This is a genomic window from Alteromonas sp. AWJ4_197 (genome assembly GCF_056160285.1).
In genome coordinates, this window is sequence record NZ_JBSWWW010000005.1 from 321,665 (window position 1) to 339,544 (window position 17,880).

Sequence of the window (17,880 nt, forward strand, 5' to 3'; positions counted from 1 at the left end):
AACACTTAACTTTCAGCAGTTACCCTGATTCGGGTGACGGTTTTGGCTTCCGGAACCTTTTTGGCAGCCATCCGCGCGTCGATAACATTTTTAAGAGCAATGAGCAGACCCATGCCAATGAACGCGCCCGGCGGCAAAATAGCGAGCAGGAAAGGCTGGTCTGTATCAAATAAAGTAATGGTCCAGTTGGTCGCTATGCTGCCAAAAAGACGATCAGCTCCGCTTAGCAGGGTACCGGAACCTAAGGCTTCGCGCATGGCGCCTAGTAACATCAGCACAGCAGTAAACCCTGCACCCATCATCAGGCCGTCAAGGGCTGCCGGCAGGACCGGATTCTTCGAGGCAAAGGCTTCAGCCCGGCCAATGATGGCGCAATTTGTCACAATTAACGGAATAAAAATGCCCAGTGTTAAATAGAGTTCGTAAGTAAAGGCGTTCATCAGTAGCTGAACAACGGTTACAAAACCTGCAATCACCATCACGAACACCGGGATCCGGATTTCGTTCCTGACAATATTACGTACCAGACTCACGGTAATATTTGAACCAACCAGCACCAGTGTGGTTGCCAGCCCCAGGCCAAGCCCGTTAATAACTGTTGCGGTGACCGCAAGAAGGGGGCACAAACCCAGAAGCTGAACCAGTGCAGGATTATTTTTCCATAAACCTTCGATGGTCAGATTTTTCCACTCACTCATTCTGAACCTCCGGGTTGCTTAGCCATGCAATTAACTGGCAGGGCAAATAAAGACTCACGGTTTGCTTCCACATACAACAGGGCCCGTTTTACTGCACCTGTAACGGCACGGGGAGTAATCGTTGCGCCGGTAAACTGGTCAAATTTGCCACCGTCTTTTTTTACCTGCCATTTGTTCAGCGCCGAATTATCAAAGGACTCACCGCTGAAAGACGTTATCCAGTCACTGACTGACAATTCGATTTTGTCACCCAGTCCGGGAGTTTCCTGGTGTCTCACAGTCCGCACGCCGGTTACCGTCATGTCGTTAGTGACACCGATAACAATGGCAATATCCCCACTGTAACCGTCCGGTGCCACAGCTTCAATAGCAAGGGCGGCGGACTCTCCGTTTAACCGTGCACGGTAAACGTGGCGTAAAGTGCCCGGCTTACCAAGCAGCGGATCAGTGACGGCGGTGCAATCTGCATACAGTTCATTATCATAAACCGATTGGGGGACCACTTCGTTCAGCAGAGACATCAATTTTTGCTGTTCCTGCTCTGCAATGCGCGACTCAGTGCCGAAAAAAGTAGTGGCAATTAAACCGGTGGTCACAATGGCAAATGCGCCCAGCATGACGCCATTTTTCACAATACTGTTCATCATGCTTTACCCCGCGGGTGGCCGTATGTGCGAGGACGGGTGTAATAATCGATTAGCGGCACAGCCATGTTCATGATAATGACCGCAAAGGCGACTGCATCAGGGTAACCGCCAAACGTACGGATAATCACAATCCAGAATCCGATGAGCGCGCCAAATACTATCCGTCCTCGTGCTGTGGTGGAGGCAGAAACAGGATCAGTGGCAATGAAAAACGCACCGAATAACACGCTGCCGTTGATAAGGTGAAAGACCGGTGACGCGTAGATATCCTGATTGAGCAGATGAAGAAATAAGGTGCACAGGGCTACGCTGGCGATCATGCTGCCCGGAATGTGCCAGCTGATAACCTTCAGACGCCACAGCGCCAGCCCGCCCAGAGCCCAGGCTGCGCTTACCCAGGACCAGCCTGCGGCACCGCTGGCAAAAAGGCCGCTATCGTAAATTGGCGATGCCAGTAACTCAGAATAGGTTGATGAACGGGTTAGTCCGGTTTTCACCTGATCCAATGGCGTCGCGGATGTCATGCCGTCAGCCACATCCCTGATTTGAGTGACATCCAGTCCGGTTTGCGTATAACTGGTAAAAATCAGGCTCAATGTATCTGTAAAGGATAATGCTGCCGCTCTTACGCCTTCCGGTGGCAGCCACTGAGTCATTGCCGCAGGGAAAGACACCAGCAGCACGACATAAGCCACCATCGCCGGATTAAACAGGTTGTAGCCCAAACCGCCGTAGAGCTGTTTCACGATTGCTATGGCGAAAAAAGTGCCGGTGACTGTCATCCACCAGGGCAGAGTAGGAGGAATGCTGACTGCCAGCAGGCAGGCTGTGAGTACGGCACTGTAATCAGACAGATTGCGCTTAACCTGTTTATTGCGCAGAGACAAAATCGCGGCTTCCGTTGCCAGTGCTGTCGCAACAGCAAGGAACGCCTGAATGACGACGCCCCAGCCAAAGAATACAACCTGACAAGCAATGCCCGGCAACATGGCGTATAGCACCAGGCGCATTACCTGACTGGTATCACGCTTTGTGCGTAAGTGAGGGGAACTGGCAAGATTTAGTTTCATTTAGTCATTATTCCCGTTGTCTCTGGCGGCTTTTTTCGCTTTTGCTTTGGCAACCGCAGCAGCAATACGGGCTTTCTTTTCATCCGCGGGGTCTGCTTTTTTTTGTGTTGTGTCTGAATCAGCCTGTGCATCTGTTTGCTTGTCAGCGTCGGGTTTATCAGTCGTTTCCTGAGACTCTGTGCCAGTTTTTGCATCCTGTTCCGGTGCGCCATCATTGTCTTTTGCCGCCTTTTTCGCTTTTGCTTTGGCAACAGCGGCTGCAATACGCGCTTTTCTGGCTTCTTCAGCAGACGGTGCTGCCGGGGAGGATTGGGTTGCTTCAGGTTCTTTTTGTGCCGGTTCTGGCTGAGCCGGTTCTGTTTGTACCGGCGGTTTTTCGCTGTTGTCGTCTGCAGACTGTTGCGCTTCTCTGGCCGCCTTTTTGGCTTTCGCTCTGGCTATGGCTGCTGCCACTGCGGCTTTCTTATTGTCAGTTTCGCCTTCCGGTGCAGGAGCGGCGTCAGCGGAATCAGCAGGAGGCGTTGCATTTTGAGCTGCTTTCTTAGCTTTCGCCCGGGCGATGGCTGCTGCCACTGCAGCCTTTTTATCATTTGCAGCAGGAGCTTCTTCCTGTGAAGCCGGCGCCGTTTCCGGTTGTGTTTCTGCTTTTTGTGCTGCCGCTTTGCGGGCTTTGGCACGTGCCAGAGCGGCCGCTACTTTATCTTTGGTGGCTGCATCGCTGCTTTGAGAGGCCGGAGCGTCAGTTGCCGGTTGTGCGGCAGCTGCCAGCCTTGCTTCTTTGGCTTTACGATGCTTCGCTTCCCGCTCTTCTTTTTCCCGTTCAAGGCGGGCTTTGCGGGCTTCGAAACGTTCTTTGGCTTTGTCTGCTTTAGCTTTTTCGTCAAGCTCCAGGCGAATGTCAGCTTTGGCTTTACGGTAATAATGAACCAGCGGTATTTCACTGGGGCATACATAAGCGCAGGCACCGCATTCGATACAATCAAACAGATTATATTCCTGTGCCTTATCGTATTCTTTCGCTTTACTGTGCCAGTACAACTGCTGCGGAAGCAATGTTGCCGGACAGGCATCAGCACAGGCACTGCAACGGATACAGGCGCGTTCGTCGTCACCGTTGGTGAGTTCACCTGTAGCCGGTACCAACAGACAGTTGGTGGTTTTTACCACCGGTACCGCGGCGTCATTTAAGGTAAAGCCCATCATCGGGCCGCCCATTATGACCTGTGGCGTTGTCTGTTTTTCACCGAGGTAACCCGCCTGAGACAACACGTGATTCACTGGTGTCCCAAGGCGAACACGATAGTTTCCGGGGCGTTTAACTGCCTGACCTGTGACAGTGACGATCCTTTCGATCAGGGGTTTACCTTCAATAATGGCTTGTGCAACTGCAAAGCAGGTACCCACATTGAACATGGTCACACCCACATCAAGAGGTAATCCTTTGCGGGGCACTTCACGGCCGGTTACGACCTGAATAAGTTGTTTTTCACCGCCAGCAGGATACTTTGTCTCTACTGTTGCCACACGGATGTGGGGCAGGGTTTCAATCTGTTTTGATAAAACCCTGATGGCTTCTGGTTTGTTGTCTTCAATGGCGATCACCACGCATTTGGGTGACAGCAGGTGTACAAGAATTTCAATACCGGCCATGATGCCGTCAGCGTGCTCACGCATCAGCCTGTCGTCAGACGTGATGTAAGGCTCGCATTCCACGCCGTTGATGATCAGAAACTCAACAGGCTTGTTGGTATTCACCTTAATGTGGCTGGGAAAGCCGGCGCCCCCCATACCTGAAATTCCTGCATCACATAACTTTTCAGTCAGTGATACCTTTTCTTCTTTTGCATAGTCGGGGCAGGGAGAAAGAGGATACCAGGTATCATGGCCATCGGCTTTCAGCGTAACGCAAAGTTCATCCAGACCACTGGGATGAGCGGTAACATGCTGCGCGATGCCGGCTATGGTACCGGAAGTTGGCGCATGGACAGGCACAGAAAAAGGCTGGGTGGACTGGGTCAGTGGCTGACCTTTGAGAACCTTATCGCCCGGGCGCACCAGTAAGGTGCCTTCTGTACCAATATGCTGCCGTACCGGCACAACGTATTCCTTTGCCAGCGGCAGATCCACTATTTGTGTCTGGTTCGAAAGCCCTTTATGACCTTCAGGATGTACGCCGCCGGGAAAGCTGCTGAGCTGACCCTTATCCAGCCGGGCCAGAACGTCTTCATAAACAGGAAACATCACGATTACGACACCATCTTAATTGGAATATCGCCTTTGGGCGTTTTATCAAAATCCCATTTCCATGACGCCGTTGTGGTTTCAACGGGCACCATGTCGATACAGTCAACAGGGCAGGGGTCCACGCAGAGATCACAGCCCGTACATTCCTGAGTCAGCACCGTATGCATATGTTTTGCAGCGCCCAGAATGGCATCTACCGGACATGCCTGAATACATTTGGTACAGCCGATACATTCATCTTCGCGGATGAAGGCGACTTTTTTCACATCCTCTTCACCGTGGGCTGAATCGAGGGGTTTGGCTTCTTTGCCGGTCAGGTCGGCAAGTTTTTTAATCGTGGACTCGCCGCCCGGCGGACATTTATTAATGTCATCACCGTTTGCAATCGCTTCTGCATAGGGGCGGCAACCCGGATAGCCACACTGACCACATTGTGTTTGCGGTAAGATTTCATCGATTTGCTCAACCAGTGGATCGGCTTCAACTTTAAAGCGGATGCTGGCATAGCCTAAAAGCAGGCCGAATGCGACCGCAAGCACGCCGATGGCGATAAGTGCTACTGATATCGTCATTATAATTTCACCAGACCGCTGAAACCCATAAATGCCAGCGACATAAGGCCGGCGGTAACCATGGCAATAGAAGCGCCTTTAAAAGCCACCGGAACATCTGCCGCGGCCAGACGTTCACGCATTGCAGCGAATAAAATAAGCACAAGAGAAAAACCAACAGAAGCACCGAAGCCGTAAATCAGGCTCTCAATGAGATTATGTTGCTCTGTCAGGTTTAGCAGGGCAACACCCAATACCGCGCAGTTGGTAGTGATAAGAGGCAGAAATATTCCGAGTAGCCGGTATAAGGTCGGGCTGGTCTTGTGCACGACCATTTCAGTGAACTGAACCACGACGGCAATAACCAGGATGAATGCCAGTGTTCGCAGATAACCGATGCCCAGGGGCACAAGCAGCCAGGTTTCGACCAGATAACTGGTGACAGATGCCAGTGTTAAAACAAAGGATGTCGCCATGGCCATGCCAATGGCCGTTTCAAGTTTGCCGGACACGCCCATAAAGGGGCATAAACCCAGAAACTTAACCAGCACGAAATTGTTAACGAGTACTGTACCCACAAGGAGTAACAAAAAATCTGTCATAGTAAAAGCAGTGAACGCATATTGGACATTAAAAATTTAAAAAAACAGCAGTGTCTGTCACGTTGCGTATTATCGCTTTTTGTCGCGCGATTAACAACTTAATACAAATGAGAATAATTTAAAGAAATGAATTTCTGCGATGAAACAAAGAGGGGAAATAAGAGTGGCTCCCCCTCCCCGACTCGAACGGGGGACCTGCGGATTAACAGTCCGTCGCTCTAACCAACTGAGCTAAGGGGGAACCGGATTTGTCGAAAGTTGGCTCCCCCTCCCCGACTCGAACGGGGGACCTGCGGATTAACAGTCCGTCGCTCTAACCAACTGAGCTAAGGGGGACCGGCTTTCAACGGAGGCGAATATTAATGACGTATGTTGTCACTGTCAACAAACGTTTTAAGGTTTTTATTCCGTTCGCTCAAAAAATAGCTTTTTTCTGATTTCCGAGACAAAAATTGCTCAAAGCGCTTAAAAAATACACTTGTTTACACCAGGTACAGACAGGTTGTTGAAAAATAAGTCAGATTTTTGACTATGCCTGAAATCGAATAAACACAAACAAAGCTTATAACTAAAAAGTTAGAAGAGTAACTTAAAGGGTATTAAAAAGGCTTTGACTACTGTATTAAAGTACAGTTATTAATGTAACGGTAACGTGCATCAGCCAATCATAAGGTTAGTCTTCACTTACAAAAAAATCGACGGGATCCTGGAAAATACACGTGAATACTGGCCTTTACGCACTTATCCACTAAATCTGTGGATAACTATGTTGATAGGTGGGGGGATCGTTGGAATTTGCAGCAATAAATCAGTTTGATTCGTTGATGTGACGGAGTGAGTTTGTTTGGTTTGTTTATTAAATTCAACTGTTTATATTGTTTGATCGTGCCCAGTGGATAATATGATCTGCATTGGTCACACATTAACACACTTGTGTGTTAATTCGCTAACAGCGGTTAATAAGACAACAGGATTTTGACGATCTTTTTTAGTGTTAACGGATAATTAACATAGTTCGCCGGATCCGCACAGGGATTAAAAGGGTTTTCCCACGCCGGTTATATGACACAAGCTGTCAAATAGCTGTCATCCCACTGTCATTTAAAATTGTGGAAAATCATGGGTGTTTTTCATTTATAAAAGACAAACTTTTGACGGCTTAGTGACTGACAAGGCGATAAACCAAAATCTGTCAAATAAAAAAATAAAAATATTTCTTAAAAAAGAATAAAGGATAATACGGGGGTTAGCCGTGGCGGATAGTCGTGCAACCGGGCAGTCACTCAAGTAGACTAAGCCTGTTTTATTTCCCATCGTCACTTCATGGCGAATCAGTTAAGAGACCGACGTGACCGAATCAAAAAATAACACGCGCGCTTCCAGTTTAACGCAAGGTAATGTAGCTACTATATTAAAGCGAATGACCGTACCGATGATCATGGGTATGGTTATGATGATGAGCTTTGGCCTTGTTGATACGTTCTTCGTCAGTTTACTGGGCACTGAACCTCTGGCAGCTATCAGTTTTACGTTTCCGGTTACCTTTACGGTTATCAGTTTAAATATCGGCCTCGGGATTGGTACGTCAGCCATTATCGGTAAGTTGCAGGGTAGCGGGAGTTATTCTGAGTCCCGGGAGTATGCAACCAGCTCGATAACTTTGTCTTTCGTGATGGTGGGTTTGCTTGCCGTTGCAGGTTATTTTTTGATTGACCCGATATTCAAAGCACTGAACGCCAGTGAAACCTTGATGCCCTACATTCATGACTATATGACGTTGTGGTATTTATCAAGTGTGTTTCTGGCGCTTCCCATGGTGGGGAACAGTGTGCTGCGGGCATGCGGTGATACCCGCACTCCCAGTATTATTATGGCGGTTGGCGGCGCATTGAATGCAGCCCTTGATCCTATTTTTATTTTTGGCTGGGGACCGGTACCGGCGATGGGGATTCAGGGAGCGGCACTGGCGACGTTCCTCGCCTGGGTGGCGGGAGCCAGTTATATCATCTGGTTGCTGGCAGTGAAACGAAACCTGATGGTCCCCCGTTTATTGACCATTGCGGAATTGCGCAGAAGCTGTGCGCCCATCCTGAAAATCGGTCTGCCGGCTGCAGGGGCGAATATGCTCACACCTGTTGCCGGTGGTGTGATGACCGCAGTAGTGGCAAATTATGGTGCAGAGGCCGTTGCTGCATGGGGAGTAGGGAACCGGCTTGAGTCCATTGCGTCTATCGTTATTCTGGCATTGTCCATGACCCTGCCACCCATCATTTCGCAAAATGTGGGGGCCGGTTTGTATCAACGGGTTGAAGAAGCTTACCGGTTAACTGTGAAATTTGTGATTGGCTGGCAACTTGTCGTGTTCGCTCTCATGTGGTTGCTTTCCGGCTGGATAGCCCAAATGTTTGCTGAGGAAGCTGAAGTGGCCTGGCTCATTCATCTGTTCCTGATGATAGTCCCGCTGGGCTACGGGATGCAGGGTATTGTGATTTTAACGAATTCGTCATTGAATGCCATGCACAAGCCAATGGCAGCGTTGATCCTGAGTGTCATCCGGCTGTTCGTTTTTTACGTACCTGTATCCTATGTGGCAAGTTTGTTCTTTGGTTTGAAAGGCTTGTTCTGGGGCGTCGTCATTGCCAATTTGTGTATGGCGACCATCTCTTATGTTTATTTTAATCGGGCGCTGTCTGAGCATCGCCGGCAACCGGGAGAAGAAGTAGCACAATGAGTAAAGGCTTCGAACTGGAATCCAAATATCAACCGGCAGGGGATCAGCCAAAAGCCATAGAAGCTTTGGTTGACGGGCTGGAAAGCGGTCTTGCCAGTCAGACATTGCTGGGGGTTACCGGCTCCGGTAAGACCTTCACCATGGCAAACATTATTAAGCAGGTGCAGCGTCCGACACTGATCATGGCGCACAATAAAACTCTGGCGGCCCAGCTTTATGGTGAAATGAAAGAGTTCTTTCCGAACAATGCGGTGGAATATTTCGTTTCCTACTACGACTATTATCAGCCGGAAGCGTACGTTCCCAGTACCGATACTTTTATTGAGAAAGATGCGTCAATCAACGACCACATTGAACAAATGCGGTTGTCAGCGACAAAGGCACTGATGGAGCGGCGCGATGTTGTTATCGTGGCCAGTGTGTCTGCCATCTATGGTTTGGGTGATCCTGAGTCCTACATGAAAATGCTCTTGCATTTGCGCCAGGGCGATACTATGGATCAGCGGGATATTCTGCGCCGTCTTGCCGAACTGCAATATAAGCGTAATGACCTGGCCTTCGAGCGGGGCACATTCCGTGTACGGGGAGACGTGATTGATATCTTCCCTGCGGATTCAGAGAAGCAGGCCGTGCGGGTAGAATTGTTCGACAGTGAGATTGATAAAATCAGCCTGTTTGACCCGTTGACCGGTGCGGTGGATAAATCGGTGATCCGTGCCACGGTCTTTCCTAAAACCCACTATGTTACACCCAGAGAAAAGATTCTGGCAGCCATCGAAGATATTAAAGTTGAACTTAAAGATCGCAAGGCGCAGTTGCAGGAGAGTAACAAATTACTTGAAGACCAGCGCATTTCCCAGCGCACGCAGTTTGATATCGAAATGATGCTGGAGTTGGGTTACTGCTCGGGCATTGAGAACTACTCACGTTATCTCTCCGGCAGAGCGCCGGGTGAGCCGCCCCCGACACTGCTGGATTACTTTCCTGCTGACGGCCTGATGTTTATTGATGAATCACACGTTACTGTGTCGCAAATCGGGGCGATGTACAAAGGCGACCGGTCGCGGAAAGAAACTCTGGTGGAATACGGTTTCCGGTTACCATCTGCCCTGGATAACAGGCCTTTGAAGTTTGAGGAGTTCGAGCAGATCTCTCCACAGACGATTTATGTTTCCGCGACGCCGGGTGAATATGAGCTGAAAAAATCTGACGGCGAAATTGTGGAGCAGGTGGTACGTCCCACCGGCTTGCTCGACCCTGAAATTGAAGTGCGTCCGGTGGCGACGCAGGTTGATGATGTGCTGTCTGAAATCCAGAAAAGGGTTGCCGTAGACGAGCGGGTGTTAATTACTACGCTGACCAAGCGCATGGCCGAAGATTTAAGTGAATATCTGAATGAACATGGCGTGAAAGTGCGTTATTTGCATTCCGATATTGATACCGTTGAACGTATTGAAATTATCCGCGATCTCCGTCTGGGTAAGTTCGATGTGCTGGTGGGCATTAACCTGCTCAGGGAAGGTCTGGATATGCCCGAAGTGTCGCTGGTTGCGATTCTTGATGCGGATAAAGAGGGCTTCCTCCGCGCTGAGCGCTCACTGATCCAGACCATTGGCCGTGCAGCCCGTCACGTCAATGGCCGCGCCATCATGTACGCAGACGTGATCACCAAGTCGATGAAAAAAGCCATTGATGAAACTAACCGGCGCAGGGAGAAACAGGAAGCCCACAATAAGGCCAACGGTGTAGTGCCTCAACGGTTAAACAAACCCATTACGGACATTATGGACTTAGGTGACAGTGCCCATCCTGCTTCCGGTAAAGTGAAACTGCGTAAAGTTGCCGAGAAGAAAAAGGAAATGCAGGCTGCCAGTGCCACGGAACTTATGGCGCAAATTGCTGATCTTGAAAAGAAAATGTTTGAGTTTGCCCGTGAGCTTGAATTTGAAAAGGCCGCATCAGTGCGTGATGACATCGAAACATTACGAAAGCAGGTCGTCGCCGTGTCTTAAGAGCTATGTCAGACATATCAGAAGCGTCCTTCGGGGCGCTTTTTTTGTTTCAGTTTAATTAAATCGTTAATTCCGGTGAATAAACTTGCAATTTGCCGTTGTAATCGGGCAAACAGTTACCTATTATGATTCTAAAGTATTTATAACTATACCTATAATTTCACGGATTGCGCCATGTTGAATCGTTTACAAGAATCAGATATTAAGCTGTTACGGGTGTTTTATGCGGTTGCGAGTTGTAATGGATTTACTGCCGCTGAGCCGGTGTTACGAATGCAACGCCCTAATATCAGTGCTGCGATTAAAAAGTTAGAAGAACGTCTGGATCTGGTGCTGTGTCACCGGGGCCGTGGCGGTTTTCAAATGACAAAAGAAGGTGAAGTGGTTTTCCAGGAAACCAAACGAATCTTCAATGCATTCGATAACTTTGTTTTTAACTTGAAATCGCTTCACGACGATTACTCCGGTCACATTACCCTGGTAATGATGGCAGGCCTGCCGCTTTCCATGCATCTTGCAGTCAGTAAGGCTGTTAAGAGCACCATGAAGAAATTTGATGATATCCATGTCAATATTCAGACCCGTCTTTACAACGAAGTAGAGCACGTTGCGTTATCCGGTGAGTGTCACCTGGTGATTTCTACTTACGACATGGTGAAACCCGAATCTGTAACGTTCCATCCGGTTGGTATTTCCTGCAAAGGCCGCCTGTACTGTTCACCGACGCATCCACTGGCAAAATTCCGCGATGTGTCCCTGCCGGAAGACGTAAAAATTGGTGAGTATCCGGCTATCGGCATATCCGGTCTGTCATCTGCCAATTATATTGAAGATGATCAGCGTCTGGCTATTCAGACGTTCTCCGATTCTTTCGAGGCGGCGCTTTCTGCCATTATGACCGGTGAATATATTGGTCTGCTGCCGGACTATATTGCTAAAGAGCAGGGCGCAAGTTTAGGACTGGTGCCTATTGCTAAAGGCAGTCTGTTTAACTTTGACCACGAGCTGTTTGTGATGAACGGTAAAAATACCCGCCTGAACCCGGTACTGCGTCACTGTATCAAAGAACTGACTTACTTTATTTCAGAAAGTCAGAAGTAACAGGCATCATGCCGGTCAGATTGAATTGAAAAGGCCCCGCAATATTGCGGGGCCTTCTTCTTTCATTTCAGGACAACATTACTCATAGGTGAGAGGGTCCACAGCACCGTTATCACGAAACGCTTCCAGACGCTCCTGACAAGCACCGCAACCACCGCAGGCATGCTCTCTGCCGTTATAGCAGGTCCAGGTTTTACCGTAATCCAGTCCCATTTTAAGACCATCGGTGAGTATGGCCGTTTTGCTCACTTTGAGATAAGGGGTGACAATTTCAACCGCTTCATAATTCGCAATGGCACACACGTCATTCATTTTCTCAACGAATTCAGGGCGGCAGTCCGGATAAATAGCGTGATCACCGGAGTGAGCACCGTAATACACTTTGGTGGCATTCTCGCTGACCGCATAACCTACTGCCAGTGACAACAGGATCATATTTCTGTTCGGCACCACGGTGGTTTTCATTGACGGCTCTTCATAATGTCCTTCCGGCACATCAATGTCGTCAGTCAGTGCCGAGCCGCCGACCAGTGAATTGATGGCAGAAATATCCACCACTTTATGAGGCACATTCAGCTCATTACACACGGCTGCGGCGTAATCGAGTTCTTTTTTATGCCGCTGACCGTAGTTAAAAGATAGGGCATAAGGTTTTTTCCCGTCAGCAATGGCTTTATGCAGTACGGTGAAAGAATCCATACCGCCGGAATAGATAACAATGACTTTTTCAGACATAAGTTCGTTTTTTTCGCGAAAAGATGCCAGAATTTTATGTGATTCTTGGTAAAATCCCAAGCCGAATCAACAACAGGTACACCACATTGCATCACACCCGTCTTAAAATTAATGAAATGTTCGAAACGATTCAGGGCGAAGGCGTAAAAACCGGCGTTCCGTCAGTGTTTGTGCGTTTACAAGGGTGTCCGGTGGGTTGTCCCTGGTGTGATACCAAACATACATGGACGCTGGACGAGGCGTTTTTGACAACATCAGATGAAGTCCTGTCGAAAACTCAGGAGAGTGAAGCGTGGTTCAGTATTGAAGATGAAGCGTTACTGACCTTATTTAAAGAAAACGGATATCAGGCCAAACACATCGTGATCACCGGCGGTGAGCCGTGTATGTATGATTTGCGTCCGCTCACCTCACTGCTGCATGCGCGGGGTTACACCACGCAAATAGAAACCAGTGGTACCTTTGAGGTACTGTGTCATGAAGATACTTGGGTTACGGTATCGCCTAAAGTCGACATGAAAGGCGGAATGCCGGTGCTGACTCAGGCGCTTGAGCGGGCGGATGAAATTAAGCATCCTGTGGCTATGCAAAAGCATATTGATGAGCTGGATAGTCTGCTGGCACGGCTGGACGGAAAATTACCGGCGCATATTTGTCTGCAACCTATCAGTCAGCAGCAACGTGCGACGGATCTTGCTATCGCCACCTGTATTGCGCGAAACTGGCGCTTATCGTTACAAACACATAAATATATCGGCATTGAATAGATTTATACTGTCTGTTCAGGCACGACACTAAGGATTTTAACGATGGGAAAATGGTTGTTTCCGGTTCTTCTGCTCTTAAGTGCGAATGTGCATGCTGCACTATGGTCGATAACCTATCCGCGGCCCATAGATGAGCGTGATTTGCGCACTGAATATCCGCTGGCTTTACTTACCCTGGCGCTGGAAAAGACAGGCGTAAAATACAGTTTACTGCCGTCAGACCGGATCATGCTGCAAGGGAAAGCACTGCGTCAGCTGCGGGAAAACCGCGAAGTGAACGTCGTCTGGAGTATGACAGATGCCCAGCGTGAAAAAGACCTGTTACCAGTGCGCATCCCGCTGGCGAAAGGGCTGATTGGCTGGCGCGTATTTCTGATCAATGAAATGAACCGCAGCCGCTTTCCACAAGCGCTGAGCAAATCTGCCTTGCTGAAACTTGTGCCTATTTCCGGTGAAGAGTGGCCGGATACCAAAATTTTGCAGGCGAACGGGTTTAACGTGTTCACTGTGCCGGCATATGGTGATGCAGCGGAAGTACTGGAAACGAACAAGGCTGACTTCTTCCCCCGTTCAGTGATGGAAGCGCTGAATGAGCTTGAGAAGGGGAATTTGTCTTCAGACACCGTACTGGAAAACAATACAGCGATTTACTATCCCACGGCGTTGTATTTTTTCGTAAATAAAGGCAATACCACACTGGCACGGCTTATCGAGACGGGTCTGCAGATGGCAATTGAAGATGGTTCTTTCGACGCTTTGTTTTTGTCTACCTATGAAGATACGTTGAACGCACTGGAGCTCGAGAAGCGCACCACGATAGAGCTGGATAATCCGCTTTTACCACCTCTGACACCCGTGCAAAACGATGCCCTGTGGTATAAGCCCGCCAGTATTGATGCCACCATCGATGCTACGGAAGAGAATCCCTGAAATCTGGTGAATCTGGCAGTCAACGCGCCGGCTTTAAACAGAGTTTGTTATCAAGCTGATACAAAAAAGCCCGGATTCACCGGGCTTTTGCATTTTTAACTCATGAATCAGTGGCTTTTGCCTGAGTGCACGTCTTTCATCGAACGACCTGAAGGGTCAGCATTGTTCTTGAAGCTTGCATCCCATTCCAGCGCCTCAACGGTACTACAGGCGATGGACTTACCACCCGGAACACAGCGTGCAGCGCTTTCCTGCGGGAAGTAGCCTTCAAAGATAGTGCGGTAGTAATAACCTTCTTTGGTATCAGGTGTGTTCACCGGGAAGCGGAATTCTGCTGTCGCCAGTTGCTGATCAGACACTTCTGTTTCTACGAAGTCACGGATAGAGTCTATCCAGGAGTAACCTACACCGTCACCGAACTGTTCTTTCTGACGCCACAGTACTTCTGGTGGCAGTGTTTTACCGTCGTCGAAAGCTTTACGGAGGATCCATTTCTCCATACGGCCATCAACACACATTTTGTCCTGCGGGTTCAGGCGCATTGCTACGTCCATGAAGTTCTTGTCGAGGAACGGTACACGGGCTTCAACACCCCAGGCGCTGGTCGCTTTGTTGGCGCGGGCACAATCGAACATGTGCAGACGATCCAGTTTACGTACCGTTTCTTCGTGCAGTTCTTTTGCGTTTGGCGCTTTATGGAAGTACAGATAGCCACCGAAAATTTCGTCAGAGCCTTCACCGGACAATACCATTTTGATACCCATGGCTTTGATCTTACGGGTCATCAGGTACATCGGCGTTGCCGCACGGATGGTGGTGGTATCGTAGGTTTCCAGATGATAGATAACGTCACGAATCGCATCCAGACCTTCCTGAATCGTGAAGTGGATTTCGTGGTGAACAGTACCAATCATATCAGCAACCTGTTTAGCTGCTTTTAAGTCCGGTGCACCTTCAAGGCCAACGGCGAAGCTGTGCAGGCGTGGCCACCAGGCGTCAGACTTGTCTTCGTCTTCAACACGCTTGGCAACATACTGAGCAGCAACGGCAGAAACCAGCGATGAATCCAGACCACCGGACAGCAGCACTGCGTAAGGTACGTCAGACATCATGTGCGACTTAACGGCTTTTTCAAAAGCCACTTTCAGGTCGTCCAGATTCGTTTCGTTATCTTTTACTGCATCGTAGCTCATCCAGTCGCGCTTGTAGTACTTAGTCAGCTCGCCGGTTTTGCTCCACAGGTAATGACCCGGAGGGAATTCACTGATGGTTTTACAGATAGGCGCCAGCGCTTTCATTTCTGACGCAACATAGAAGTTGCCATGTTCGTCGTAACCGGTATACAGCGGGATAATGCCGATGTGGTCACGGGCAATCAGATACGCATCCTGAGACTCGTCGTACAGGATAAAAGCAAACATGCCTTCAAGCTCATCGATAAACTCAATGCCTTTCTGCTCGTACAAAGGAAGGATTACTTCGCAGTCCGAGCGGGTTTTGAAATCATAAGGCGTTGCCAGATCTTTGGCGAGTTGCTTGTGGTTATAGATCTCACCGTTAACGGCCAGGATCTTATTATTATCCTGGCTGATGAGCGGCTGTGCACCAGTGTCTACATCGACGATGGCCAACCGTTCATGGCACAGGATGGTATTGTCATTATTCCAGATACCCGACCAGTCAGGGCCGCGGTGACGCAGCAACTTTGTATAATCCAGCGCTTGGGTTCTGAGTTCAGACACATCGGTTTTGATATCAAGGATACCGAAAATACCACACATAAAACGGGTTCTCTCTTGTCACTTGTTGAAAAAAAGGATTGTTTATTCTGTCGGGTCGCTTAACGCGGCCGCGGGTGAGACTTTATTGTTTTTGAAGGGTGCAAACTCCGCGTCTGTTGAATGTGCCAGTATGAGAGAAAAAAGCAAGGAATAACTTGCCGGAAACTCAAATTATCCGTTATTCAGGGCGGGTAGTGGCGATTTTCGCGGAATATTGAAAGAAATGTTGCAAAACGGATGGCTAAAAAAGCAACAGGCTGCCCGGAGGCAGCCTGTTTGCGTAAGTGCTTAGCGCTGGAATTCGCTGGCTGCATTCCATTTCGGCCAGCTGTCAGCATTGGCCACATCGGTACCCACTTCAAACAGCATTTGCGTATCCTGGGCGATGCCTGATAAATCCCACTCCTTGCGGAATTCATCACAAACCTGATGATAACAACCGGTTACGATGACATTCATGCGTTTGCGGTAGCTAGCCGTTTCAGCATCCCAGGGTTCGTCTCCGCCTTCTGCGTACAGAGCCGGTACGCCTTTCTTGGCGAAGCTGAAGTGATCAGAACGGTAGTAAGAGCCGGCTTCCGGACGGTCTTCCTGTGTCAGATAACGGCCCTGACGGGTTGCTGCTTTTTCCAGATAGGTTTCCATTTCTGATTTACCCATACCGACAACACTGACATTTTTCGTTTTACCCAACACGTTCATGGCATCCATGTTGATGTTTGCAACGGTTTTCTCCAGCGGGATTACAGGATGATCAGCATAGTATTTTGAACCCAGCAGACCTTGCTCTTCAGCAGTCACAATCAGAAACGTTACTGAGCGGGCAGGGCGGGGCGTCAGTTCACCGAATGCTTTCGCCATCACAATAGCGGCTGCTGAACCGGTGGCATTGTCATGGGCACCATTGTAAATCTGATCACCTTTCAGGCTTTCATCTTTACCCAGGTGATCCCAGTGAGCAGTGTAAATGACGTGTTCATCAGGTTTTGTAGCGCCGGGAAGGGTGGCAATCACGTTATGGCTGACAGATTTCTGAAAGGTGTTCTTCACTGTCACAGATGCGGTTAAGCCCATGTCTTTGTGATAGGGCCCCTGCAATGCTGCCTTTTTCTCAGCATCGAAATCCAGGCCTGCGTCGGCAAAGACTTTCTTTGCCGCATCCAGTGTGAGCCAACCTTCTACTGCAACCCGGCTGGCGCCGCCATCCTGAGATACCAGGCCGTACTGAGGGCCACTCCAGCTGTTGGCAACAACTGACCAGCCGTAAGAAGCTGGTGCTGTTTCATGCACAATAATCGCACCGGCAGCACCCTGACGGCTGGCTTCTTCATATTTGTAACTCCAGCGGCCGTAGTAGGTCATGGTCGTGCCCTGGAACTTACCGGACTGAGGATTTTCGAAACCCGGGTCATTTACCAGAATCACCACAGTTTTGCCTTCTACATCCAGACCTTCATAGTCATTCCAGTCATATTCCGGTGCATTGACACCATAGCCGACGAAGACGAGTTCGGAGTCTTTCAGCTCGATAACTGATTGTTCCCGTTTAGAACCGGCAACCATGTCTTCTTTATAACGGAACGTGTTATCACCAATGGTCATCGTCATGTCGGGATCGGCAGTGATTTCCATTAAATCCACAGGTTGCAGATAGCTGTCACCGTTACCCGGTGCTAGCCCGGCGGCTTTGAATTCTGAAACCAGAAAGTCCAGTGTTTTCTGTTCACCCGGTGTGGTGGGAAGGCGGCCTTCAAACTCATCAGAAGCCAGTGTTTGCAACGGTCCGCTGATGTCTTCAGCAGTGATCCCTGCGTATACGCTGTCAAAATTGGCTGTGCTGCCAGCCTGCGCGGTATCCGCCGGTGCGGGTTGATCACTGCTGCAGGCAGAAAGTCCTGCTGCAGAAAGACCGACCAGCGCCGGTACCATAAATGGCAAAAGAATTTTTTTCATTGTTAGTCTCTGTTTGCTCTACAATAACGTCCCAGTATAGAGAATCAAACACACCGAA

14 protein-coding genes and 2 tRNA genes are annotated in these 17,880 nt (G+C 49.2%); 5 read left to right on the top strand and 11 right to left on the bottom strand.

All coding sequences use genetic code 11. The annotated features are described in order from the left end of the window. Positions 1-5: 5 nt before the first annotated feature. The 8 genes from ACXAGC_RS13125 to ACXAGC_RS13160 all read right to left on the bottom strand — a co-directional run bounded on the left by ACXAGC_RS13125 (position 6) and on the right by ACXAGC_RS13160 (position 6,148). The gene (locus ACXAGC_RS13125; protein ID WP_119500684.1) at positions 6-698 is read right to left on the bottom strand and encodes an electron transport complex subunit E; all 693 of its coding nucleotides are present in this window, start codon (positions 696-698) and stop codon (positions 6-8) included. Then, a complete protein-coding gene (gene rsxG, locus ACXAGC_RS13130) occupies positions 695-1,345 on the bottom strand; it encodes an electron transport complex subunit RsxG (RefSeq protein WP_474844745.1) in 651 nt (216 codons plus the stop codon). The genes ACXAGC_RS13125 and rsxG overlap by 4 nt, the downstream gene beginning before the upstream one ends. Then, positions 1,342-2,415 carry an electron transport complex subunit RsxD gene (gene rsxD / locus ACXAGC_RS13135; RefSeq protein ID WP_474844746.1) on the bottom strand — a complete coding sequence of 358 codons (1,074 nt, stop codon included), beginning with the start codon at positions 2,413-2,415 and terminating at the stop codon, positions 1,342-1,344. Before rsxD ends, rsxG begins: the two co-directional genes overlap by 4 nt. After that, complete coding sequence (rsxC, locus tag ACXAGC_RS13140; protein WP_474844849.1) at positions 2,416-4,656, bottom strand: electron transport complex subunit RsxC; 2,241 nt, start codon at positions 4,654-4,656, stop codon at positions 2,416-2,418. It abuts the gene before it with no gap. A 5-nt stretch (positions 4,657-4,661) separates the two neighbouring features. Further along, positions 4,662-5,231, bottom strand: a complete 570-nt coding sequence (gene rsxB / locus ACXAGC_RS13145; protein ID WP_119500688.1) for an electron transport complex subunit RsxB — start codon at positions 5,229-5,231, stop codon at positions 4,662-4,664. Beyond that, positions 5,231-5,812 carry an electron transport complex subunit RsxA gene (rsxA, locus tag ACXAGC_RS13150; protein ID WP_119500689.1) on the bottom strand — a complete coding sequence of 194 codons (582 nt, stop codon included), beginning with the start codon at positions 5,810-5,812 and terminating at the stop codon, positions 5,231-5,233. Before rsxA ends, rsxB begins: the two co-directional genes overlap by 1 nt. Positions 5,813-5,976: 164 nt before the next feature. After that, positions 5,977-6,053, bottom strand: a tRNA-Asn gene (locus tag ACXAGC_RS13155). An 18-nt stretch (positions 6,054-6,071) separates the two neighbouring features. After that, positions 6,072-6,148, bottom strand: a tRNA-Asn gene (locus ACXAGC_RS13160). Positions 6,149-7,160: 1,012 nt separating this feature from the next. Here ACXAGC_RS13160 and ACXAGC_RS13165 point away from each other — a divergent pair. The 3 genes from ACXAGC_RS13165 (at position 7,161) to ACXAGC_RS13175 (ending at position 11,656) form a co-directional block, all read left to right on the top strand. Further along, positions 7,161-8,543 (top strand): MATE family efflux transporter, encoded by a 1,383-nt coding sequence (locus ACXAGC_RS13165; protein WP_474844747.1) that lies wholly within the window; start codon positions 7,161-7,163, stop codon positions 8,541-8,543. After that, positions 8,540-10,555 carry an excinuclease ABC subunit UvrB gene (uvrB, locus tag ACXAGC_RS13170; protein WP_474844748.1) on the top strand — a complete coding sequence of 672 codons (2,016 nt, stop codon included), beginning with the start codon at positions 8,540-8,542 and terminating at the stop codon, positions 10,553-10,555. The genes ACXAGC_RS13165 and uvrB overlap by 4 nt, the downstream gene beginning before the upstream one ends. Before the next feature lie 174 nt (positions 10,556-10,729). Further along, positions 10,730-11,656, top strand: a complete 927-nt coding sequence (locus ACXAGC_RS13175; RefSeq protein ID WP_474844749.1) for a LysR family transcriptional regulator — start codon at positions 10,730-10,732, stop codon at positions 11,654-11,656. Positions 11,657-11,734: 78 nt separating this feature from the next. On the opposite strand, the gene queC is transcribed toward ACXAGC_RS13175, so the two are convergent. Next, positions 11,735-12,391, bottom strand: a complete 657-nt coding sequence (gene queC / locus ACXAGC_RS13180; protein WP_474844750.1) for a 7-cyano-7-deazaguanine synthase QueC — start codon at positions 12,389-12,391, stop codon at positions 11,735-11,737. 116 nt (positions 12,392-12,507) lie between these two features. Between queC and queE the strand changes: the two genes are divergently transcribed. Together queE and ACXAGC_RS13190 are read left to right on the top strand one after the other, a co-directional pair. Continuing rightward, the gene (gene queE / locus ACXAGC_RS13185) at positions 12,508-13,158 is read left to right on the top strand and encodes a 7-carboxy-7-deazaguanine synthase QueE (protein ID WP_474844850.1); all 651 of its coding nucleotides are present in this window, start codon (positions 12,508-12,510) and stop codon (positions 13,156-13,158) included. A 42-nt stretch (positions 13,159-13,200) separates the two neighbouring features. After that, entirely contained in the window at positions 13,201-14,088 is an 888-nt protein-coding gene (locus ACXAGC_RS13190) for a type 2 periplasmic-binding domain-containing protein (protein ID WP_474844751.1), read from the top strand. Positions 14,089-14,195: 107 nt separating this feature from the next. On the opposite strand, the gene asnB is transcribed toward ACXAGC_RS13190, so the two are convergent. Together asnB and ACXAGC_RS13200 are read right to left on the bottom strand one after the other, a co-directional pair. Next, positions 14,196-15,869: an asparagine synthase B gene (gene asnB, locus ACXAGC_RS13195; RefSeq protein ID WP_119500748.1), complete on the bottom strand. Its 1,674-nt coding sequence runs from the start codon at positions 15,867-15,869 to the stop codon at positions 14,196-14,198. Between the two features lie 288 nt (positions 15,870-16,157). After that, entirely contained in the window at positions 16,158-17,822 is a 1,665-nt protein-coding gene (locus ACXAGC_RS13200; RefSeq protein WP_474844752.1) for a M28 family metallopeptidase, read from the bottom strand. Positions 17,823-17,880 lie beyond the last annotated feature (58 nt).

Bases quoted from the DNA above. Each gene is read 5' to 3' on its own strand.
- ACXAGC_RS13125 (WP_119500684.1), bottom strand. From the start codon at position 698: ATGAGTGAGTGGAAAAATCTGACCATCGAAGGTTTATGGAAAAATAAT.
- rsxG (WP_474844745.1), bottom strand. From the start codon at position 1,345: ATGATGAACAGTATTGTGAAAAATGGCGTCATGCTGGGCGCATTTGCC.
- rsxD (WP_474844746.1), bottom strand. From the start codon at position 2,415: ATGAAACTAAATCTTGCCAGTTCCCCTCACTTACGCACAAAGCGTGAT.
- rsxC (WP_474844849.1), bottom strand. From the start codon at position 4,656: ATGTTTCCTGTTTATGAAGACGTTCTGGCCCGGCTGGATAAGGGTCAG.
- rsxB (WP_119500688.1), bottom strand. From the start codon at position 5,231: ATGACGATATCAGTAGCACTTATCGCCATCGGCGTGCTTGCGGTCGCA.
- rsxA (WP_119500689.1), bottom strand. From the start codon at position 5,812: ATGACAGATTTTTTGTTACTCCTTGTGGGTACAGTACTCGTTAACAAT.
- uvrB (WP_474844748.1), top strand. From the start codon at position 8,540: ATGAGTAAAGGCTTCGAACTGGAATCCAAATATCAACCGGCAGGGGAT.
- ACXAGC_RS13175 (WP_474844749.1), top strand. From the start codon at position 10,730: ATGTTGAATCGTTTACAAGAATCAGATATTAAGCTGTTACGGGTGTTT.
- queC (WP_474844750.1), bottom strand. From the start codon at position 12,391: ATGTCTGAAAAAGTCATTGTTATCTATTCCGGCGGTATGGATTCTTTC.
- queE (WP_474844850.1), top strand. From the start codon at position 12,508: ATGTTCGAAACGATTCAGGGCGAAGGCGTAAAAACCGGCGTTCCGTCA.
- ACXAGC_RS13190 (WP_474844751.1), top strand. From the start codon at position 13,201: ATGGGAAAATGGTTGTTTCCGGTTCTTCTGCTCTTAAGTGCGAATGTG.
- asnB (WP_119500748.1), bottom strand. From the start codon at position 15,869: ATGTGTGGTATTTTCGGTATCCTTGATATCAAAACCGATGTGTCTGAA.
- ACXAGC_RS13200 (WP_474844752.1), bottom strand. From the start codon at position 17,822: ATGAAAAAAATTCTTTTGCCATTTATGGTACCGGCGCTGGTCGGTCTT.